14 protein-coding genes are annotated in these 22,767 nt (G+C 41.3%); 3 read left to right on the top strand and 11 right to left on the bottom strand.

What is annotated here, in order from left to right:
• Positions 1-56 precede the first annotated feature (56 nt).
• Positions 57-1,667 (top strand): CTP synthase, encoded by a 1,611-nt coding sequence (locus B5X60_RS02915; protein ID WP_079701156.1) that lies wholly within the window; start codon positions 57-59, stop codon positions 1,665-1,667.
• Positions 1,668-1,684: 17 nt separating this feature from the next.
• A complete protein-coding gene (gene yidC / locus B5X60_RS02910; protein ID WP_079701155.1) occupies positions 1,685-3,544 on the top strand; it encodes a membrane protein insertase YidC in 1,860 nt (619 codons plus the stop codon).
• Positions 3,545-3,705: 161 nt separating this feature from the next.
• Here the strand turns inward: yidC and B5X60_RS02905 are convergent, their stop codons facing one another.
• The 9 genes from B5X60_RS02905 to B5X60_RS02865 form a co-directional block, all read right to left on the bottom strand.
• Positions 3,706-4,104 (bottom strand): hypothetical protein, encoded by a 399-nt coding sequence (locus B5X60_RS02905; protein WP_079701154.1) that lies wholly within the window; start codon positions 4,102-4,104, stop codon positions 3,706-3,708.
• Between the two features lie 91 nt (positions 4,105-4,195).
• Positions 4,196-5,431, bottom strand: coding sequence for a glycoside hydrolase family 2 TIM barrel-domain containing protein (locus B5X60_RS02900; RefSeq protein ID WP_221406194.1), 1,236 nt, complete (start codon positions 5,429-5,431; stop codon positions 4,196-4,198).
• A gap of 91 nt (positions 5,432-5,522) precedes the next feature.
• A complete protein-coding gene (locus tag B5X60_RS02895) occupies positions 5,523-6,887 on the bottom strand; it encodes an enolase C-terminal domain-like protein (protein WP_079701152.1) in 1,365 nt (454 codons plus the stop codon).
• A 147-nt stretch (positions 6,888-7,034) separates the two neighbouring features.
• Positions 7,035-8,240 carry a cytochrome c3 family protein gene (locus tag B5X60_RS02890; RefSeq protein ID WP_139377346.1) on the bottom strand — a complete coding sequence of 402 codons (1,206 nt, stop codon included), beginning with the start codon at positions 8,238-8,240 and terminating at the stop codon, positions 7,035-7,037.
• A 3-nt stretch (positions 8,241-8,243) separates the two neighbouring features.
• On the bottom strand, positions 8,244-10,022 hold the full coding sequence (locus tag B5X60_RS02885) for a cellulase family glycosylhydrolase (protein ID WP_079701150.1): 1,779 nt from the start codon (positions 10,020-10,022) through the stop codon (positions 8,244-8,246).
• 35 nt (positions 10,023-10,057) lie between these two features.
• Positions 10,058-11,464 carry a glycoside hydrolase family 30 protein gene (locus tag B5X60_RS02880; protein ID WP_079702282.1) on the bottom strand — a complete coding sequence of 469 codons (1,407 nt, stop codon included), beginning with the start codon at positions 11,462-11,464 and terminating at the stop codon, positions 10,058-10,060.
• Between the two features lie 45 nt (positions 11,465-11,509).
• On the bottom strand, positions 11,510-12,352 hold the full coding sequence (locus B5X60_RS02875; RefSeq protein ID WP_079701149.1) for a glycoside hydrolase family 16 protein: 843 nt from the start codon (positions 12,350-12,352) through the stop codon (positions 11,510-11,512).
• Between the two features lie 76 nt (positions 12,353-12,428).
• Positions 12,429-13,952 (bottom strand): RagB/SusD family nutrient uptake outer membrane protein, encoded by a 1,524-nt coding sequence (locus tag B5X60_RS02870; RefSeq protein WP_079701148.1) that lies wholly within the window; start codon positions 13,950-13,952, stop codon positions 12,429-12,431.
• Positions 13,953-13,963: 11 nt separating this feature from the next.
• On the bottom strand, positions 13,964-17,080 hold the full coding sequence (locus B5X60_RS02865; protein WP_079701147.1) for a SusC/RagA family TonB-linked outer membrane protein: 3,117 nt from the start codon (positions 17,078-17,080) through the stop codon (positions 13,964-13,966).
• Between the two features lie 282 nt (positions 17,081-17,362).
• Here B5X60_RS02865 and B5X60_RS02860 point away from each other — a divergent pair, with 282 nt between their 5' ends.
• On the top strand, positions 17,363-20,272 hold the full coding sequence (locus B5X60_RS02860; protein ID WP_079701146.1) for a triple tyrosine motif-containing protein: 2,910 nt from the start codon (positions 17,363-17,365) through the stop codon (positions 20,270-20,272).
• A 61-nt stretch (positions 20,273-20,333) separates the two neighbouring features.
• On the opposite strand, the gene B5X60_RS02855 is transcribed toward B5X60_RS02860, so the two are convergent.
• Both B5X60_RS02855 and B5X60_RS02850 read right to left on the bottom strand, forming a co-directional pair.
• Positions 20,334-21,959, bottom strand: coding sequence for a serine/threonine-protein kinase (locus B5X60_RS02855; protein WP_079701145.1), 1,626 nt, complete (start codon positions 21,957-21,959; stop codon positions 20,334-20,336).
• Entirely contained in the window at positions 21,959-22,750 is a 792-nt protein-coding gene (locus B5X60_RS02850; RefSeq protein ID WP_079701144.1) for an FHA domain-containing protein, read from the bottom strand. Before B5X60_RS02850 ends, B5X60_RS02855 begins: the two co-directional genes overlap by 1 nt.
• Between the last annotated feature and the right edge of the window lie 17 nt (positions 22,751-22,767).

Raw genomic sequence — 22,767 nt, 5'->3', positions numbered from 1 at the left:
ACTGACCTCCAGGGCATTTAATCAATAATACATTCATAGCAAATCCTTCGAATATCATGACCAAATACATTTTTGTTACGGGCGGCGTTACTTCGTCGTTAGGAAAAGGTATTATTTCCGCTTCTCTTGCCAAATTACTCCAATCAAGAGGTTACCGTGTAACTATTCAAAAGTTCGACCCTTACATCAATATTGATCCCGGGACGTTGAATCCTTACGAACATGGAGAATGTTATGTTACCGAAGATGGTGCAGAAACAGATCTTGACCTTGGACATTATGAACGTTTTCTTAACGTCCCTACTTCTCAGGCAAATAACATTACAACTGGCCGTATTTACCAAAATGTAATAAACAAGGAACGCGAAGGAGCTTACCTGGGCAAAACCGTTCAAGTGGTACCGCATATTACTGATGAGATAAAACGTAATATGCAGATCCTGGGTGAAAGCGGGAATTTCGATATTGTAATTACTGAACTCGGTGGTACTGTGGGTGACATTGAATCATTGCCATTTATAGAAGCAGTGAGGCAGTTAAGATGGGAATTAGGTTCAAGTAACTCTCTTGTCATCCATTTAACTTTAGTTCCATTCCTGGCTGCCGCGGGAGAACTTAAAACAAAACCGACTCAACATTCGGTAAAGATGTTATTGGAATATGGTATTCAACCAGATATTCTAGTTTGTCGTACTGAACACCATATTCCACAGGAGTTACGCAAGAAAATTGCGCTATTCTGTAATGTCAATATCAATGCAGTGATAGAATCTATCGATGCATCCACAATTTATGACGTTCCATTGCTGATGCTTAAAGAGCAGCTGGACAGAACAGTACTTGGAAAACTTAAACTTCCTTTAAAAAATGACCCCGATCTTGAAAGCTGGAAAGATTTTCTGGGACATTTAAAGAATCCAACTTCCGAGGTTGTAATTGGCCTTATAGGAAAGTATGTCGAGCTGCCGGATGCGTATAAATCCATCACTGAATCATTTATTCATGCAGGAGCTAAAAATGAATGCAAAGTAAGAGTAAAATGTATACACTCCGAAAGTATCAACGAAGCAAATGTAGCCGAAAAACTCCGGGGTCTCCATGGAGTTTTAGTTGCTCCGGGATTTGGAAGCCGAGGGATTGAAGGCAAAATTACAGCTATCAAATATGTACGTGAAAACGAACTGCCATTCTTTGGTATTTGCCTCGGGATGCAATGTGCCGTTGTTGAGTTCGGAAGAAATGTATTGGGACTCAAAGACGCGCAAAGTTCAGAAATGGACGAGAATGCAGCCAACCCTGTGATCTCCATGATGGAAGAACAGAAGAAAATTAAAAATAAAGGTGGTACAATGCGCCTGGGTGCATATACCTGTGATCTTAGAAAAGGGAGTAAAGCTGCGGCTATTTACGGAAAAAGCCGGATTTCAGAAAGGCATCGTCACCGTTATGAGTTCAACAACAAATATTTAGAACAATTTGAGAAAGCGGGAATGATCCCTTCTGGCATCAACCCGGAAAACAATCTTGTTGAGATCATTGAGCTTAAAAATCATCCGTTTTTCGTTGGAGGACAGTTCCATCCGGAATTAAAATCAACAGTTGATAATCCTCATCCACTTTTTGTTAACTTTGTCGCCGCTTCTTTAGCACACGCAAAAAAGAAGTAAACAGACTTTAGAAAAGAATGGATAGAAATACATTTACGGGCCTATTTTTAATATTAATCATATTAGTAGGTTCCACTTATTTAATGCAACCTTCTGATGAAGACATCAAAAGGGAGAAAGCTAGAAATACAAAGGATTCACTCGCTCGCGTACAGCAACCAATAAAATCTCCAGCTGCTGACACATTAAGAGTGCCAGCTGCTTCTCCCAAAATAGATTCTACAGCAATTTTAGCGGGTCCATTCGGATCTGCAAATTCCGGTTCAGCAAGTCCCGTAATTCTAGAAAACGAAAAACTAAAGGTTGAGATCAGTCCAAAAGGCGGACGGATTTCGTCGGTTCACTTAAAAGGTTTTCAGACTTACACAAAACAACCTTTAAAGATGTTTGAAGGGGACGGCAATAGGTTTGGGCTTATTTTCGGTGCTGCCGGAAAGAATATCAGCACTAATGACCTTTACTTTACCCCTTCCGGCACAAAGTTAACTGTCGCCAAATCCGACTCAGGTTCCTTAACCATGCGTCTGACATATGAGGCAGGTAAATATATAGATTACATTTACTCGCTTAAAGGTGACAGCTACAACGTAGGGCTTACAATTGCCACTAAAGGTATGCAGGATGTGGTAGCTCCCACCCAGCAACATCTTACCTTGAACTGGGAAACTATTCTTAAGCTCAAAGAAAAGGATTTAAAGAGCGAGCAACAGTATTCTACAGCTTACTACAATCAAGGTGATGCTGGTGTTGATCATTTAGAAAAGTTAGAATCAGAAAAAAAGGAACTGAATGAGGGCAAAATAAAATGGATATCATTCAAACAACATTTCTTTTCTAATGTGCTAATTGCAAAAAACAGCTTTGACAAAGGTGAGTTATCAGTAAACACAAGCCCTGATTCAAATATTGTAAAGAGCTTTGCTGCTAACATGCAAATTCCGTTTGGCAGGCAAGAGACTACCAGTTTCCCGATGGAATTCTATTTTGGGCCGAATAAGCTTAGCACTTTAGAAGCACAGGGGTTTAACATCGATAAGCAGATCGATATGGGCTACTGGCCTTTAAAATACATCAACCGTTGGATCGTTTTACCCGTGTTTAACTTTCTGGAGGGCTTTGGCTGGGGATATGGCTTAATAATCCTTGTACTGACTATTCTCCTGAAAACTGTCTTATTGCCTTTGACGTATAAATCGTACCTGTCGATGGCAAAAATGAGGGTATTGAAGCCTGAAATGGATGAGATAAAGGCAAAAGTTGGAGATGATAATCCTACCCTATTACAGCAGGAATATCTAAAACTATATAAGAAAGCCGGCGTGAATCCTCTTGGCGGATGCTTGCCGATGCTATTGCAGTTGCCGATAATCATGGCATTCTTCTTCTTCTTTCCAAACTTATTTGAGCTAAGGCAACAAACTTTTCTATGGATGGAAGACCTTTCAACCTTCGATGCGTTCTTCCAATTAGGATTTACTTTGCCATTCCTTGGCAATCACATCAGTTTGATGTGTATACTAATGACTGTATCTACCCTGATTTATACCTATTTTAACAATCAGGTATCGGGTGCAACAGGACAGATGAAATATATCGGTTACATCACGCCTATTATTTTCTTCGGAGTATTGAATAGTTATCCTTCAGGATTAAATTACTACTACTTCCTGGCTAATATGTTGACTTTCGCACAACAGTATATTATCCGGATGTTTGTTAATGATGATAAGATTCACGCTCAGATTCAGGAAAATAAAAAGAAACCAGCAACCGAAAAGAAAAAATCGGGCTTCCAGCAAAGAATGGAAGACTATATGAGACAACAGCAACAGGCGAAGAAGGATATAACTCCTGCAGTTAAAGGCAAGAAGAAGTAGAATAGCTTAGGATGGCTGTAATTGTTCAGTAATCGGTAATTAGTAACCGGTAATCAGCGGAGACATTCACATGTTTGGTCAGGTAAAATTCTACCGATGACAGCCAGCGAGCAACCCTTTACTCGGTCCACTGATTACTGATTACCAGGCGAAGTCAACGATTAGTCACCACCACTCACCTTAGTCGCAGTTACCGTCGTCGTATTTTGTTCCATGGTTTGGAATACAAGTTCTGTTTTGCTAAGGCTTTTTATTAAAAACGGAAATTCTCTTTTTTGATTCCCTGGAAGATCTTCGATGTATCGGATCATTTTGCCGTCCATCCTAAATTTCCCGGAGGACAACTTCTTACCGCCCCACTCTATTATCAGATTGTCTTTATCGAAAATGATTGCGGGGTTCTGCAATTCAATCTCACCCTCAGGTAATACATCCTGAGGATTTCTGTTATCTACTGTTATATATTTCCATCTTCCCTGCAGATCTTTTAATTCAAAATCCTTCGAACAGGAGGATAAAAGAAATAAAAATATTACAAGGATATTTCCAATGATTCTCATGGCCGAAAGTAGGTATAATAATGCTTTAGTATAAATGTCACTACCTTATAATTGGTGAATTGAACTTGAACAAAGGGTTTACACTGACTATTCAGTCATTCACATAAAATGGTATATTTCCCGTTGCCACTTTATTTTTTCCATCAGAAGCATACACAAACAGACGGTATGCACCTGGTGTTTCAGGGGATTTCAAAGTAATATTGCCCGAAGTGTTTTCGGAGATTAAACCAGAGATTGCCTTAGGACGTTCTTCACGGTCACCACCTTCACCTAATCTAGTGGCATCATGCAGTAACTCCCACCTGTAGGTTAATTTGTCTTTGTTAGGATCGGTTATTACAGAAGCGACTTTGTAGTCTTTATTTTTGGAAAGATAAATTGCTTCAGGCAATTGTTTGCCATCTAGTGTTAAAGACTCGATATGAGGAGCACGATTCTGGGGCCAACTACCTGACCATAGATATTGCATCACGTCCAGAACTTCGGATCCTTCACCTGCCTCGGTAAATAAGCCGTACCATGTAGGGGTACGCTCTTGTTTTTGCCCCCAAAGAAACACATACGACCCTAGACAGTTGTTGTCTTTTCCTATCGATGATTCATAACGGCTCCTATAAACTGCGGCCTTCTGGCTGCTGGTTTCTTCTATTGCAGCTTTCCATGGAAGAACTTTAGTTTCCCAGTGTCCGGTGGGACCCCATTCTGTTACCAGGTAAGCCTTAGTCCAGTTATTCGCCGCAATTTGAGCAGGAACCGAAGGAAGACTTCCATAGGTTTGTACAGAAAGCACATCAATATCCGTTGTTCTGACTTTTATTTCAGCAATTGCTGTCTTGTTGACACCGGCCAGCATCGTGGTTGTCGGGTGATTTGGGTCCAATCCGTGGATCATCTTAGAAATATCATTCACAGCGTCCCAAACTTTAGGGTTCTTTGCACTGAGATTTAATTCATTACCTATGCCCCACATTAATAAGGCCGGATGATCTTTATAAAGCAAAACTTCTTTTGTGAGTTTATCAAGTTGTTTCCTAACCATGGCAGTATCATCATAATTAAAACCATGTCGCTCGCGGCCTACATCAAGTCCCAAAGTAACAGTCAGACCAAGCGAATGAGCTTTATCGAGGATACCCTTGGCATTATTACTACCCCAGGTTCTTATAGAATTACCGCCAGATGCTACGAGCAATTCCATGCGGTTCGTTCCGCCCGCTCCTTTAACAAAATAGGGTTTCCCATCTCTAATAAGCTTAAATCCCTCCTGATCTTTTACAACCTGAGTTTTAACCGGTGCAATAATTTGTGCGGTTGATGTCAGCATACTTGCTAGCAAAATGCCTAAAAAGTAAATTTTCACAAATTTCGTCATGTCTTTTGATACTTGGGTTTTGATACTTGATACATGGTAATTTCTATGGTCTGATGATTGTACCATCCCTTTTCCTTACCGTCCACCCTGAAACACTGTTACGCATTGGGAATTTTGCGGCTGCAGTCTCATTTATATCAACTCCTAATCCTGGGGTATCGCTAACATTCATATACCCTTTGTTCACCGTGGGACTTCCTGAAAAAACTTCTTTGATATTAGGTCCAAAATTACCACCTCCAAGCTCCAATAGTCCGAAATTCCAGATTGCTAAACTCATATGGCAATTTGCAGCATGACCGACAGGTGACGTGTCACTAGGGCCGTGCCAGATGGTTTTAATGTTAAACCATTCACCCAGGCGCGCAACTTTCACAGCCGGTGTGATACCACCAATCTGTGAAACATGACAGCGGATATAATCGAACATCTGATTCACCATTGGCAATTTAAACTCGTTGATGTTATTGAAGAGTTCACCCATGGCAATGGGTACCGATGTAGTCATGCGAAGTTGTTTGAACCATTCCATATTTTCGGGTGAGAATGGATCTTCAATGAAAAACGGCCGGTAATCTTCTAGCTTTTTGATGGTATTTATTGCATCCATGGGCTCAATGCGCTCATGCATATCATGCAGTAGTTCTACTTCATCGCCACAACGCTCTCGCACTGTTTTGAACAAAGGTGGGAGGGATTTCAAGTATTCACGCTGATCCATAAATCCATCTCTCGGCATTCCAAAACCAGCATCCTTAAAATCTGGCGCTGTTGCCAACTGTGTAGCACCATATAATCCTTGTTGGATCCGCACATAGCGGTTTCCTTCGGCAATGAATTTCTGTACGTTATCCGCTACAGCTTCCGGAGTTCGCCCATCGGCGTGCACATATACCGGCACGGCAAAACGAGATTTTCCGCCCAGGAGCTGGTATACCGGCATACCAGCACGCTTTCCTTTGATATCCCACAAGGCTTCGTCGAGTCCGCTGAGCGCATTATTCAGCACCGGACCATTTCGCCAGTAAGAACTAACATAACACGACTGCCACATATCCTCGATATTATCAACATCTTTCCCAACGCAAAACTCATTCAGGTACGTGTTAACAGCTGCGACAACAAGGGTGGCGCGTTGGTTGAAGGTTGCGCATCCTATACCATAGAGACCGGGCTCGGTCGTATCAACCCTGACAACTACGAGATTTGGCCCTCCTGGGGCGCACCCTATAGCTCTGACACTTTTGATTTTGACTGGTGCAAGACCTTTTTGATACGATGGCGTTTCATATGTATCGGCCATCACTTTTTTGCTATCAAACAACCCCAGCAATCCTGCGGTTGATCCTACAGCCAGCATTTTCATCACATTACGCCGGTTGAGGTTGTGCGGGTCTAATTCTTTCATTTGTCCTTTAATATTTAAATATTAACAATATAACCGGTCGTTTTTCAAAACACTTATCGGCATTTTCCTCCAATGTTGCAGCCTTATTGGACATAGGAATGCTGACTAGTCATCACGATTTTAATTTTCACAGCTCAGCTTCAATAATTAAAGTGATTTGAGGTAAGAAGATATTTTCTTGCTCTCGTCCTTATAAACTCCAATTTTATGACTCCTTAATAAATATGGAACTTTTTTAATTTTTCCCGATTCCTGAAATGAAATTAGACGGGATGCTTGCATTGGCATATGACAATCAATACAATTATTGGATATCGACGCTGCAATTCCATCGTTTAAAGGATGCTCCGATACCTTATGGCAGTTCAAGCAGCGCTGTGAGTACAGGATAGGATTATTTTTTTCTGCTTTGTGGGTATTATGACAAGAAGAACAATCCATATCACTCTTGATATAACATGCACTTCCTGCAAGCATTTGATACTGATTACCGTGAACGTCTGGCTCAGAATTACTATTGCTGTAAGGATAATAGTAATTTGCCAATGTATCTCCAGGTCGAAAAGCGAAAGTTGATATTTGGTTCGACTGATCACTTCCAGAGTGGCACACTGCGCAATTATCGATTTTCTGCTGCCGGCTGAGCGACTGAATACTTATAATAAAATTGGCTTTTTTAACCCCGGGATTTTCTTGGTGGAAAGCAACATGCTTCGCGGAAGGTCCATGGCAACGCTGGCAGTCGATGCCATATGCAATAGAGCCTTTTATAACTTGTTCGGAAACCGCCAGACTGCCTGTCTTTGTTGCTTTTGTTTTCGCAAATGAGCTATGACATTCTAAACAGCCGCCAATAATTGCCCGCTTATAATTGGGATGGTCTGTGGGAAACCCAGGGCTATTCACCCATTGATTCATTTTCGTATAAAATGTGAGCGGCAATTGATTTAATCCGCTTTCACTCCAATAGCCAAACGTCATTGCCTTTTCACCTGATCCAAAGACCACATCAATCTTTTTCGATTCAATTTCTTTGGACCGCGAGTAGGTGACTTGATAAACTCCTTGCTCCCTTCTTTCTACAACAACCTTAAGGCTGTCGCTGAATTGGAATTCTGGCTTCAGTAAAGCTTTTTTTAGGAGCTCTTCTCCAGCAGGAGCAGAAGTATGAAAGTGAGCGGAAGCCGCATACATCTCACTAATATCCTTATGACAGCTTTTGCACGTCTCTGAACTTGCAAAATCGTTAATGGTAAAGGCTTCGACTTTACCTGTATTCGTACATTGAGAAAGCGCAACGACCATTGAGCCAATCAAAAGCCATATCAATAAATGACGCTTCCTATTGTCCATAGTTTACCTTAAAAGTCGCCATGATCGCAGATTGAACCCTCCTCTTTCTGCATAAATCCTAAGCGTTTGTTTACCAGAACTTAAAGCTACATTATCAATAGTAATTTCCATGAACTTTTTCGGATTCCCTGTATTAGGTACCGGGAAGGAATTTACAAGAAGTGTCGAACCTGATTTTACCGATATCTTGCCTTCTTCGTTACCCGAAGCGACTTCAAATTTGAGTTTATAAATTCCTTTTTTTACAACGTCAACCGTGTATTGAAGCCACTCTCCATCCTCAATGTTACTAACAAAATACCGATTGTATGAAGTGGAGTCCTTCATGATGTCGACACCGTCATTTCTATAAATCCGGCCGCGGTTGCCTGGCGTATTCTTGCCTGTGGAAACGTGATAGTCTGCAGTATCTGTATCGAAGTAAGCAATTCCATTCCTGCCCATATCATAATCTACCGCTTCTACTAAAGTATTTTTTGATATAATATGATTCCTATACGGCCTTACTTCCGTCGAAAATGGTTGCCTGATCATCGCATCAATTACATCTCTGTGGATAATTGCATTTTCTATTCTTGCGTAGGTTGCCATTTCCATCAGTCCGCTATATACATCACTTTCTTTAGGTTTTCCTGCGCCGTTCCGGCCATTTATATAGTTAACGAAGCGATCGTAGTTCAAGTTGGATTTGATTTCTACAGGGTTATTACTACCAATCTTCTTTAAAGGCCACCAGTTCCAGCCGATGTTATTATTCTCGAACAATCGAATTGCTTCAGTGAACCAAACGTTGGAATTTTCTCCCGTTTCCCCCAACCAAACTGGCATGTTATATTGGTCTCTCATCTTAAGCATATTTGACGCAGACGCCGCGTCATTATACGCCCAATATTTATGAAAACTTAAGACCATATTATCATCCCAGTCAGGTGTAATACCTCGATAATTATTACCCCAGCCATTACCTTCTATAATAACAATATGCTTTTTGTCTACTTGGCGGATTGCAGCTGTAATATCTTTCAATAGTTTCTGAAGAGGCTCATTTTTCTGCTCTTTCGTGCCGTTCTTGTCATTTTTTAGATCTTCAAAACCCCAATTTGGCTCATTTATAAGATCATAACCACCAATCCAGGGTTCATCAGCATACCGTTCGGCAATTCTATGCCATAATGCGATAGTTTTTCTCTGATTATCTTCACTTTCCCACAATGATGGCTTTGCTGGATCTCTATCTGAAATATTCAGATCATTGCCCTGACCGCCGGGAGCAGCATGTAGATCAAGTATTAAATACATTTCATTTTGTTTACACCATGATAACAGACTGTCTGTTAATGCAAATCCCTTGGCAAGCCAGGTATCTTTTCCCGGCACCGGTTCCTGATCAACGGGCAGGGTATACAAATTGAAGTGCATTGGTAAGCGAACCGAATTAAAGCCCCATGCTTTCATCGAATCAATATCGGCTTTACGGGTGTGATTAGAGAGCCATAGATCATAAAATTGATCAGTCTGCTCCTTTCCCATCAGCTCCGCAATTCGTTCTCTTATTCGATACTGTTGGCCTTCCCGATTAATTTTCAGCATGTAACCCTCCTGCAACATCCACCCCCCAAGTCCAATACCACGTAAAAGAATATTGTTTCCTTTATCATTCACAATGCGCTTTCCGTCGGTTTTCAAAAGTTGTGCTTGGCTAGAAGAACTAAAGAAAATTATGATGAACAGAAAAGACACAATTCTTAGAAATTGCAAATATTTATTTATGTAGCGTATCATGTAAATGGGTGTTTCGTATTTTACTCGATGGATGTTTACCAAATGTAGGTTCCAACAGAACCGCTATTGAGCTTAGTGGAAAGGACTTTTCCCTTGGATTTAATGTTAAATTCTGCGGAGTCTGGACCAGTATTGGCTACAATCAACACTCTTTTACCTTGAGGATTTTTGAATGCAACATTTAAAAGGCCTTCGACTTCATTTGACGAAATTCTCACAGATCCGGGACGGACGAATTTCGAGGCGTGGGCAACTGAATAATAGGCTAGGTTTCGGGTCACGGTGTTCTTGTCAATTGTGATCGCACCCTGGCATGATGGACAGCCTCCCCGATCGGTATATGGCTTATTTTGAGGATCCGCCGCAAGATTCCATTCTATGACGTTCCTGCTCCAATTCCTTGTTGCTCCGATAATCAACCTGCCAACGGGATTGGTTATGTTAATTCGGGGTGAGTTTGGTCGCTCGGTAACCATCTGTTCTGTGAAGTAAACGTTCTTATCCGGATGGGCAGCATGAACGTCTGACAGCGCTTCTATTCGTCCGGCATAGAGATGAAAACCAGATCCGTCCACATATTGCTTCACCTCAGGATCATCCATGATAGAAATAGCATAATCAGGTCGGTCTGCATTATGGTCAAAAAGCACTATTTTTGTTTTTATCCCAGCTTTCTTAAACGCCGGACCTAAGTGATTTTTAATAAATATTGCCTGGTCCGGGGCAGGCATAAGTAAACTTGGATTATTGCCCGGATGTAGGGGCTCATTTTGAACGGTAATTGCGTCAATCGCTATTCCTTCCTTCTTCATATCCTGGATGTAACGAACGAAATACTTAGCGTAAGCAGAATGCCATTCCGGCTTTAACATCGATCCGCGGGTATCCGGTACTAACTTCATCCAAACAGGTGGCGACCAGGGGGAACCCATTATTTTAATGTCAGGATTGATGGTAAGAATTTCCTTCATCACCGGAATTACATCCTGGTGGTCGGGGCCAAGATTGAATTTCAACATTTCAGGATCCGTCTCGCCTGCAGGCAGGTCGTTATATGAAAAAATACGTTCATTCAGATCTGAAGCACCAATACTCAGTCTTATATAACTTATACCGATATTTTTCCCGTCCTGCGCGAAAAGTTCTTTGAGTAAAGCTGCCCTAGCTGCAGGCTCCATCCTGATGATATGCATCGCACTTCCCTGTGTAAGGGAAAAACCGAATCCATCAATCTCCTGATAATTGTTTTTATCGTCGACCGCAATCGTAGGTCCGTTAGTCTCAAGGTTCGAAAAACTCATTGGTTGTTGCTGTTCTTCGAATAAAGCCGACCGATCTGCATTTGTTAACCACAAAGCAACCCCTTCTGCCTTTTGGGCATATCCGGAAAGAGAAAATAGAAGCAATACAACCTGAAGAATACACTTAACATTTAGTCTCATCGTAAAATATTTATTCGGCGGTATATCATTACTCATCACAATGTGTCAGTTTTTATCAATCATTTTGTAAACGCGTACATAATCAACTTCCATGGTTTGCGGAAGATTACCATGGTCAATGCCCTGAGAACCACCCCAGTTTCCGCCAAATGCGATATTCAATAGTAAATGAAACCGTTTATCAAATGGCCATACCGGTGAGCCTTTACCTTCATTGACGAATTCGAACATCTGCTCATTGTCAATAAATCCTCTTATGGCATATGGAGTCCAGTCAACCCTGTACAAATGAAACTCAGTGTTTGTAGCAGGGACTATTCGGTTAGTTCCTCTTTGAGTTTTTATACCGTGATTATATGCCTCGGTATGAACGGTTACATGGACCCTGTGCTGATCATACCCAACATGTTCCATGATATCGATTTCACCTGATTTTGGCCAACCTCCGTATTCCCAATCTGTGGGAAGCATCCAGATGGCGGGCCAGGTTCCTTTCCCTTCGGGAAGCTTTGCTTTAACCTCAATTCTACCATATAGGAAATCACCTTTACCTTTGCTAACCAACCGTGCTGAGGTATAGTCTTTTCCGTTAAAGTATTCTTTACGCAGGGCAATTGTAAGTTTACCATTTCCAACGCTGACGTTATTGATATTGTCAGTGTAGTATTGAAGTTCGTTGTTACCCCATCCAGAGCCTCCAATATCATAGCCCCATTTCGCTGGCGATGGTAATCCAGTGTATTCAAACTCGTCAGACCACGATACAGATGTTTCAAAGGACCATCCCTTATCAATTGGAGGTACAAACGCTACAGGCCTAGAAATTTGGGTAGATCCGTCTTTCGTACAGGCCAGACACAGAATTGTCAGGGAAGTAAACGCAAACATAAAGGTTCTCATCTGTCTATAGCCAAATCTTAAAAAATAAGCTGCCGGGAACTGCCCCGACAGCTTCAAATAATTATTACTTAGTACCTCCCCATTCCTTCAGTTGCTCGATCTTAGTATTGTTTAATTCGCCCTGGGGGATAGGAAGGACTTCGTGTTTTCCGGCTACGAATCCCTTAAACGCAAGTACTGTAGGAGCTAATTTCCAGCGGACTAAATCCAGCCAACGATGACCTTCTGCAGCAAGTTCCAAGCGCCTTTCAAGCATGATGTTATCCATTGTCACAGGAACAGGGTTAAGTTTCACACGAGCACGCACCGCGTTTAATAATTGATAAGCCCTGCTTCCAGCTCCAACGGCCGCACCGCTTTTCAGCAATGCTTCTGCTTCCAGAAGGTAAATGTCGGCCAAACGAATTTCGTACATATTTTGTCCGAAATTCAATTCCAATTGGCCAGTTGCGGCCTTGTTGGATACCCGACCAGCAAATTTCTCCACGAAATAACCAGTATTGTTATAACCTTTTTCATAGGTAGCAATGCCATTTTTCTCAAGACTGTCAAGATTTGCAACAGTTGCCTTATTTCTTGGATCAAAGTGGATTTTATCGAAAAACTCTTTAGTAAATACCTGGAAGCTCCAACCTGATACATAATCAGGGGCAGTTGCTACAGTTGGTTTATAACCACGCGGACCAACTAAAATATTCAACAGATTCCCTTCGGTACTTCCCACATTGCCCCATCCCCCGTTAGATGCGGTACTATGTGATAATTCAAGAATAGACTCTGAATTAAACTTATTGGAGGTTTTCCAGAGATCATCAAAGTTAGCCAGCAATTTATATCCATACTGACTAGTTCCGCCTGGAGTTCCGTTTACTTCCGCGAAAAGCTTAGCTGCATCAGCATACTTATCCCTCCACAAATAAACTTTGCCTAACAAAGCCTGCGCAGCTCCTTTAGTAAGTCGCCCACCCTCGGTAGCTGCCGGGACAGTATTTGGTAAATTAGGTATTGCTTCAGTCAGGTCTTTTTCGATTTGGGTATAGACATCTGCCGGGGTCGCCTGCACAACGTCATACATCTTTGCCGGATCTACTGCGGTTGTTAATAATGGTACTGCCCTGAAAAAACGAACAAGGTCAAAATAAAATCCTGCACGCATTGTTTTGACTTCAGCAATATAACGGTTCTTTAAAGTTGCATCCATATTTATTGGAGCTACTTTTTCAAGAAACGCGTTTGACCTGAAGACTCCGGCGAAGCCTTTATTCCACAGGTAGCCAGATGGGCCCACATTTGAATTCAGCGTGTAATTAGAGATTACCTGAAAGTCATTAATATCTGATGGACCACCTCCACCTGCTAACTGATCGTCCGAGGCTGAGTTCATCACCCCTACTTTGGTCAGATATCCACCCCCTTGATTAGCGAACTGGTCGTAAACCGAGACTAGAGCACCGAAGGCCTGATCTGCATTTTGATAATAGTTATCTACCAGAACACGCTCCTGGGGTTCAATTTCAAGGAATTTTTTACATGATGCCGACACCAGCACAAGCACGGCGATAGCAGCTAAAAAGTTATATTTTTTCATTTGAATAATTTTTAAAATCCTACGTTTAAACCAACCATGAAAGAACGTGCCTGAGGATAGATTCCCCTATCAATACTAAAAGTATCCCCACCAATTTCAGGGTCATAACCTGTATATTTTGTTAGCGTGAAAAGGTTTTCACTCATAACGTACACTCGAGCTTTTTGAATTTTAATGTTGTTAGAAAAAGCTCTTGGTAAAGTGTATCCTAACTGAAGTGTTCTCAACCTGAAATAATTGCCCTTTTCAAGATATATCGAAGAGAAATTTGTGTAATTCTTGTTAGCATCAGTCTCAGAAATTCGCGGAATGGTAGTAGATGTTCCAGGACCAGTCCATCGATTCAATTCTTTAGTTTGTCGGTTAGCATACGTCACATCCAGGCGTCGAAGTCCCTGGAAAATCATGTTTCCGGCAACGCCGTTTCCGAAAGCAACCAGGTCGAGGTTTTTATATCCTACATTTAAGGTCAGTCCGTACGTCATTTTCGGCATTGGATTTCCGATGAAAGTACGATCATTAACGTCGACGATATTATCGCCGTTCAGGTTCGCAAATTTGATGTCGCCAGGCTTTGCATTCGGCTGAAGCTTGCCCCCACCCGGTCCAACATAACTGTCAATTTCTGCTTGCGTTTGAAAGATTCCAATTTTTTCATGCCCATAAAACTCATTGTATGAACGACCTACCTGCGTTCTTGTGATAGAACCTAAAGTTTGGAAGCTTGCGGCATTCGAGGTAATAAATGAAACACCTGTACTAAGTTTTGTGATCTTGTTTTTATTGAAGGACGAATTTGCTGCCAGGCCGAGATTAAAATCACCTAACTTTTTCTTATACCCCAATTCAAACTCGAACCCAGTATTTTCCATATCAGCGATATTTGCTGCGGGGCTGCCGCTACCTAAATAACCTGGAACCGGCGGATTCTGAAGAATACCTGTGGTGACTTTTTTATACCAATCAGCTGTTATATTGAAGTCCCCGAAAATAGCTGCATCAATTCCAATATTGGTTTGAGCGGTTTCTTCCCACTTCAGGTCAGGGTTTGCAGCGGCAGCCGGACTCCAACCAATATTTATAACATTTGCATTCCCAAATGAATAATTACGTCCGCTTCCAACCAATGGAACATATGCAAAATCACCAATCCCGTCGCTTCCTGTTACGCCATAACTACCTCTAACTTTCAGGAAATTAACCACTTTGTTTTCCGGCCAGAATGTTTCCATAGTAGGCACCCACCCTAAAGTGAATGAAGGAAAAATACCATATTGATTGCCCGGGCCAAAGCGGGATGAACCATCCCTTCTTACAAGTGCCGAAGCAAGATATCTTTCTTTGTAATTGTAATTTAGACGGGAAAATAATGAGAATATCTTATGGTCCGTTCCTTCACTACCATCGGTAGTGCGGTTTGCGGCTACGGTCTTGTACCTCAAGGTTGCTGACTCGTAATCAGTAGCAGGTATGTCGAAGAAATTTGTGCTAACGTTTTCAGAAAATCCGTCGCTTGCAGATTCCTGTCCTACCAGTATAGTAAAATTGTGATCACTGAACGATCTGGTATAGGCAGCGGTGTTGGTGATATTGAATGTTCTCATCCAATTTAATCCGCGACTAAACTGAGTTCTTGTATTTGACGATGATGAGTTTAAATAGTATATTGGATTATAGGCATTGTTACCCCAGAACGCTAATTTGGTACCCAATGAACTCCTGATCATCAAACCTTTAATCGGTGACGCTTCTGCAAAAACATTACCTATAATATTATGATCCCAACTATTATTACCCAGCCGTGTTTGAATATAGGCAAGTGGATTGGTCATCTCCTGGGCTACAGTACTTGATATCCCATAAGGATTTCCAGCAGCATCTCTCATTATACCAGCCCGGTTATACGGTGCGGCTGATGCAACTGCAGGGTCAGTGATTACCAGCGGAGTTATAGGATCCAGATTGATTGCTGAACTTAGAGGGCCGCCAAATTCACTATTAGTGTTTCCAATACCATAAGACTTTGATGTGCTATATCCAAGGTTCTGCCCCAGGGTGAACCACTTCGACAACTTATGTTGTGAATTAAGCCTCACGTTTGCACGACTCCATTTAGAAATATCTGTAGCGACAATGCCTTCCTGCTCATTGTAGCCGAAAGATGAGTAAAAAGAAGATCTTTCTCCGCCTCCGCTGACACTAAATTCATGATTCTGCCGTGCGGCGCTCTTGTTGAAAATTTGTGCCTGCCAGTCTGTTCCTTCCCCGAATGAAGCTGGATTTGTATAAACGAGAGGTTTGCCATCATTTACAGCTGCTTCATTTCTTAGGCTCGCATACTCCGTTGCATTTAAGAGATCCAATTTGACTGCCGGTGCAGAAGTCCCGAAAAACCCATTGTAATTAACCTGCATAGTGCCTGTTTTGCCCTTTTTGGTAGTGATAAGTATCACCCCCGCTGCAGCTCTAGCACCGTAAATGGCTGCAGAAGCAGCGTCTTTTAAAACTTCAATAGATTCGATGTCAGATTGATTAAGGTATCCGATACCTCCGTTGTCTACTACTACTCCATCTACAACCCATAATGGGTTATTATTACCGCCAAAAGTTGTGAACCCTCGTAATCTAACAGTCGCAGAAGACCCAGGTTGACCAGAGGCGGCAGCAATGGTTAATCCGGATGTACGTCCCTGGAGCGCTTGTTCAATACGCATTACCGGCATATTTTCCAATTGAGCCGCATTTACACTCGAGATGGATCCTGTAACAACACTTTTCTTTTGAGTGCCATACCCCACCACAACAATTTCCTCAAGGGCACTGTTGCTCTCCACCATAGACACGTTAATGTCAGACCGGTCCTGGATAGTGTACGTCTGTGTTAACATGCCGATTTGTTTAAATGTCAGTACTGAACCTAACTTTGGCACTGAGATAGTAAATGTTCCAGTCGCACCGGTACTGGTACCAATGTTCGTCCCCTCCACAGTTACTGTAACTCCAGGAAGCGGCAGACCGTCGGATTTGGAAGTTACCTTTCCGCTTACCTGCATATCCTGCGCCCAGGCTATAACCGGGCTTTGAAGTACACAGAAAATGAAGAGAAATAATGTTAAGATTCTTTTCATAAATGATTTTTTTAAAATGTTTAATACAGAACTAGTTTAGTTTGCTTAGCTTTTAGTTAAGGCAAAGCAATCTAAATTTAGGTGCTTATCTACTACATCCAATCTTTTATTACTACTACAAAACCTATACAGAAGTGAATATTTTCTGCGAAATTTACTATTCAAGCAAAGATTACTACTACAACACTGCAACTACTTTCAATTAAATAATTCTATATTTAAAATTGAGGTAACATAAAAGATACTTTTTACCGAAAAGATTTTGAAACAAAACGAACATAAATGAAGGTACTCTGCATTGCTCTGTTTTTATTCTTTTTTTCGACCTATTTGAAAGGCCAAAATCAAATTGGAAGTCCCCAGATCATTAATTATAGCAACCTGAGTTATAAGGCTGGAACACAAAACTGGGATACTGGGCAAGATCAACGCGGTGTCATGTATTTCGGAAATAATGAAGGTCTCCTGACCTTCGATGGTAGGTTTTGGAATCTGTATCCCCTACCAAACCGGACAGTTGTAAGGTCACTGGAAATTGATAAGAATGGAAGAATCTACATAGGAGGCCAGGATGAAATCGGCTATTTTTTTCCTGACGAGCATGGCAAACTGAAATATAACTCGTTAAAAGAGCTACTGCCCGATACTGAACGCCAGTTCGCCGATGTTTGGGATGTCAGAATACTAAATGGACAGGTTTTTTTCCGTTCATTAAATAAAATACTCCAATTTAAAGACGGTGCTATCAGTATCTACAAACCACAACAGGTATGGTTGTTCATGGCTAAAGTAAAGAACCGTTTGTACGCACAAGATCGATCCAAAGGTTTATTGATCTTTTCAAATGGCTCCTGGGAAGTTTTGAATAACGATCCGGTAATGAAGTTGATAACAATCACCTCCATGTTGGAATACAGTTTTGATACTTTTCTGGTTACGACCCTTAAACATGGGCTATTCCTGCTGAAAGACGGAAATTTAATACAAAAAAAGACATCCTTAGACGAAGATTTCATTAATGATCGAATTTACAGTGCTACGATAGTTAATAATGATTGGTATGCCCTTGGCACAACTTCCGGAGGCGTCTTGATCATGGATCGGAATGGCAAATTAATTCAACGATATTCGTTTCCCGAGGGCTTACAGAAAAACAACATTAGAAGTGTCTTCATCGATAACAATAAAAATCTCTGGTTAGGCTTAGATGACGGGATTGATTTCATGGCTATTAACAGCGCCATTAAGCATATTTATCCGAATAAAAATGTCCAGGTTACAAGTTACGCCGTACAACTTTTTAATAAGCGCTTATACATCGGTACGTCCAACGGACTGTTTAGGTCAACTGTAATTACCTCACTAGAAAATGACATCAGCCTTCTACCTGGTTCGTTTGAGCCGGTTCCAAATACTAAAGGACAAGTTTGGGGGTTAGGGGTAATAAATAATAGTTTGTTGCTTGCCCATGAAGATGGTGCTTTTAATATCAAAGAAAATGGAGTAGAGAAGATCTATGCCACACCGGGAACCTGGCTCTTTAACCCTGTATCAGAATACCAGACAAACAAAAACATCATTGCCGGGACGTACAACGGACTAAGCAAGATCGTTTATGAATCAGGTAAATTTATAGATAAAGGGCGCATCAGAGGGATAGACGACCCACTTCGGTTTGCTTTATATGAGCGCTCTGAAAATGCAATTTGGGCCTCCCACCCCTATCATGGCATATATAAAATTGAGCTTTCAGCAAATTTTGACAGTATGACCAAAAAAACCCTCTTCACAAAAAAAGATGGTCTCCCATCAACGTTATATAATTACATTTTTCGCATCAAGAACCGAATTGTAATTGCAACAGAAAAAGGAATTTATGAATATCAAAGGAAAACTAATCGATTTATAAAATCGCCGCAACTATACGATATTGTAAAAGACATTTCAATACAATACTTGAAGGAAGACCCTGCCGGGAATATTTGGTTCGTTACAAATAAAGAAGTAGGGATAATTGATTTTAACCAATCTAATTCTGAAAAACCATATTCAGTTGTTTATTTTCCAGAGCTTACATCAAAGGTGGTTGGGGGTTTTGAAGCTATTTACCCTGTAGATGATAATAATGTTTTTATCGGAGCAACCAAAGGTGTATTCCATCTCAATTATCAAAAATATCAACAAAACATTAGCAAACTTAACCTGCTTTTAGGTGAAGTCCGAGCCTCCGGAAAGGGAGACACAGTCATTTTTGGAGGATATTTCCTGAATAAAGGTAAGCTTGCCTTTTCTCAAGATTCAGAAACGCATACAGCTATACCAAGTACGAGCTATAATACTATTCATTTCGAATATTCCTCAACTTTATATGAACAGCAGAATAATATCGAGTTTAGTTATCAGTTAGAGGGTTTTGACAAAGATTGGTCAACCTGGTCAGAACGGAGTGAAAAAGATTACACTAATTTATCGCCGGGGAAATATACTTTTCATGTAAGGGCAAGAAATAACCTCGGAAACTCCTCCCAACCGGTATCCTATACATTTGAAATCCTTCCAGCTTGGTATCAAAGTAAATTGAGCTATTTCATCTACTTCCTTATTCTTCTTGGAATAATACGGCTAATTGTTAAATGGCAGCAGAAACGACATTTAAAAGAGCAGGAAAAACTTAAATACCTCCATCAGCTTGAAGTTGAACGAAACGAAAACGAAATCGTGAAACTGAAAAATGAAAAATTGGAAGCTGATGTAAATTTTAAAAATAAAGAGCTTGCTAGCACAACAATGCATCTCGTTCAACGGGGTAAAGTCTTAACTAAAATAAAAGAAGTTGTTTCTAAGCTCGAAGAAATGCCAAATGCGGAGAACCGTTCGTCAGACTTCAAACAAATTTTTAAGTTATTAAATGAAGTTGAAAAGCGGGATGCTGACTGGGATCAATTTGCCATCCATTTTGATCATGTACATTCCAACTTTTTGTCGGAAATTAAGGAGAAGCATCCCAATATTACTGCCAATGAGCTGAAACTCTGCGCCTATCTTAAAATGAATTTATCATCGAAGGAGGTCGCACAACTTATGAGTATTACCATAAGAGCAGTAGAAGTCAGCAGGTACCGTTTAAGAAAGAAGCTTAATATCTCCTCGGATGTCAATTTATTTGACTATTTGATGCAGACGACACACTAGTAGGTGGAAAGTGGAAAGCGAATGACAAAAAATGAAATTGCGATTCGAATGGCAGGTTTACTTAACTGATACGCCGCAGGTCGCGTTTGCGGAGCCAGCCTTTTGTAACCTGGCCCTGAATATTAAAGAATACCACATAGATAAAGCCATTCTTGTCATCCAACGCGGTTAATTCGGCATTATTCCATTTTACTAGGAAGGCCTCTCTCCTGGAGGATTCGTTCGGGCTATCGTGAAAATAAGCTTTAGTCACTGAAAGAGTGTATTTTGGAGGTCTCTGAGATGGCTCAGGTTCATTTTCCGTCGGCACCGGCACAGGTTCATTGTTCTGCTCAGGTTCTGGTTCAGTAACCACCGGTTCTACAGGCTCGTTTGTGGTCGTGTCCTGTTTCTTTGCTTCAGCCCTCTCCACAGAATCAATACTAGACCTAATTCTTTTGTCTAGATCATCATTAGCTTTAATTTCAGGATCAGAATTTAATTCTGTACTGTCAACGGAAACTGAATCAACCGGATATATTGATTTAACGCGGTCTTCGGTAGGTTCCGAATTATAAAATGAGTACGCAGTATAAGCGATCAGACCGAACAGCAAAAGAAGTAATCCATAAAACAAAGGCTTTGACAAACTTATTTTGTCGGGATCAGTGTATGCGACGGGCGCGACGGGTTCCTGACTAATTTCGCGTCCCTCGAGTATCAGAAGCCTGTCACGAAGTTCATTGTTTTCTTTTTCCAGCTGGCTGCTCCTCTTTACCGCTACTTCAGAGTTTCCAAGATCAGCGGTGAAACCTTTTACGACTGCCTCATGTAATTCGACCCCGTTCTTGAATCTTGATTCAGATTCTTTTTCCAGGCACCGCTTTATAATCGCCAACACCCACACCGGCACCCTCATCTCACTTTCTGCTTTTTCTGGTGACCAGGTTTTTGGAATATGCCTCCGACGCAATTCGAGCGGATCTGGCACAGGTGCTTCCATGTGCGAAAGCATGACCTTATTTCGTGCGGTCTCCCCCTTGTCGTTCAGGGGAAACGGTACCCTGCCGGCAAGTAATTCATACAATATCACTCCAAAACTGTATACATCACTTTCAAACAACATTTGCCCCTCACTTTGCTCGGGAGCCATAAATTCAATAGCGCCGGCACGACGGAGGCTGGTGCGTCGTTCTTCATCAGACATAATAGCAAGTCCGAAATCAAGTAAAACGTAGTTACCAGTAAAAGCATTGAATTTGACATTATTGCTTTTTATATCGCCATGCTTTACTCCAACTTTATGGCAATGTGCTAAAGCGTTGCTCAGTTGGTTGGCTAACTTAACAAGCTCATGAATACTGAAGATCGGGTCATTAGGTGCTTTCAGTAATTCCTCGAGATCCGGACCTTCAATAAACTCCATTTCTATAAAAGGAAATGAGCCGCTTTCGGTAAGGCCCGAGCTCAGAATTTTTACAACGTTTGGATTAGGAACTTCGTTGACCTTTTTAAGCTTCTCAACCTCGTTGCTAAAATCACGGTAGTTCTTGTCCTTTTTGTCTTCAGTGTGAATAGGTGTTGGAAGAAGCTTTACAGCACTTATGATCTCGCCGAGCCGCCGACCTTTATACACGGAGCCCTGGCCACCGGTGCGTATAGCGCCCATGTTCTCCAGCCCTTCAGTTATGGTAAATACCTTACCCATTATTGTTCAATCTCATTAGGAAGGAATCTAAATTCTATTACTGCAGATTCTCCGAGAATAACCTGGTCCCCTTCTCGTAGAACATGTCCGATCTGCGTTGAATTCAACTTGAAAGGAGTATCATTATTCAGTGATTTTATTTTTATTTTATTATTAGGTGGAACTCCCCCTTCGTCGGCAAATATCATAAATGAACCAATTTCAGAGTTCCACGAAATGTGGGCATGTTGCCTGCTGATGTATTTATTTGCCTCGTTTGAACTATCACCAGGGAACGCTATATTATTCACACGAAAAAATCCATCAGAACCCTGCGCGGCTTTTTCACGGCCAATCGTCACTTTATCTATTCCGGAATTAATGGTATATTCTTCCTTTTCTGCCTCGCCATTTAGGACCCGGATACAGGCTTTCAAATCTTTTTGAATAAGATTCTGACGGGTTTTAACGAACAGGCCAAGGTTGATATCTGATGCTTTTTTAGCTTCCGCCGGCACACTATCAACAAATTCTACCTCCATGGTCCAGGTTAACGGCAGTTCAATATCAAAATCATCTGCAATCTTCTGGATCTCTTCTTTTAACTTGTCCGGATCTTCGACATACATTGCTGCTTCAAGGACGTGCTTCTCGTCGTTGGTAGAAGCTACGAAAAGCTGTAATCCGCGGATATTCTTACCTTCGCCACCTTCTAATTTTTGCAGCTCTTCTTTAATAAATCTCAGAGCCGCGTCTCTGGACGCCTTAACATCCATTTTACTTTCCTGATCGCCTTTAAATATGTCGAACATTATATTTTATTTAGATA

Source organism: Daejeonella lutea (genome assembly GCF_900168015.1).
Lineage (GTDB): Bacteria > Bacteroidota > Bacteroidia > Sphingobacteriales > Sphingobacteriaceae > Daejeonella > Daejeonella lutea.
The sequence above is the reverse complement of the archived record's forward strand: the minus strand, read 5'-3'. Positions and strand labels throughout refer to the sequence as shown.

Coding starts and splice junctions, on each gene's coding strand:
- B5X60_RS02915 (WP_079701156.1), top strand. CDS start 57: ATGACCAAATACATTTTTGTTACGGGCGGCGTTACTTCGTCGTTAGGA.
- yidC (WP_079701155.1), top strand. CDS start 1,685: ATGGATAGAAATACATTTACGGGCCTATTTTTAATATTAATCATATTA.
- B5X60_RS02905 (WP_079701154.1), bottom strand. CDS start 4,104: ATGAGAATCATTGGAAATATCCTTGTAATATTTTTATTTCTTTTATCC.
- B5X60_RS02900 (WP_221406194.1), bottom strand. CDS start 5,431: ATGCTGACATCAACCGCACAAATTATTGCACCGGTTAAAACTCAGGTT.
- B5X60_RS02895 (WP_079701152.1), bottom strand. CDS start 6,887: ATGAAAGAATTAGACCCGCACAACCTCAACCGGCGTAATGTGATGAAA.
- B5X60_RS02890 (WP_139377346.1), bottom strand. CDS start 8,240: ATGGACAATAGGAAGCGTCATTTATTGATATGGCTTTTGATTGGCTCA.
- B5X60_RS02885 (WP_079701150.1), bottom strand. CDS start 10,022: ATGATACGCTACATAAATAAATATTTGCAATTTCTAAGAATTGTGTCT.
- B5X60_RS02880 (WP_079702282.1), bottom strand. CDS start 11,464: ATGAGACTAAATGTTAAGTGTATTCTTCAGGTTGTATTGCTTCTATTT.
- B5X60_RS02875 (WP_079701149.1), bottom strand. CDS start 12,352: ATGTTTGCGTTTACTTCCCTGACAATTCTGTGTCTGGCCTGTACGAAA.
- B5X60_RS02870 (WP_079701148.1), bottom strand. CDS start 13,952: ATGAAAAAATATAACTTTTTAGCTGCTATCGCCGTGCTTGTGCTGGTG.
- B5X60_RS02865 (WP_079701147.1), bottom strand. CDS start 17,080: ATGAAAAGAATCTTAACATTATTTCTCTTCATTTTCTGTGTACTTCAA.
- B5X60_RS02860 (WP_079701146.1), top strand. CDS start 17,363: ATGAAGGTACTCTGCATTGCTCTGTTTTTATTCTTTTTTTCGACCTAT.
- B5X60_RS02855 (WP_079701145.1), bottom strand. CDS start 21,959: ATGGGTAAGGTATTTACCATAACTGAAGGGCTGGAGAACATGGGCGCT.
- B5X60_RS02850 (WP_079701144.1), bottom strand. CDS start 22,750: ATGTTCGACATATTTAAAGGCGATCAGGAAAGTAAAATGGATGTTAAG.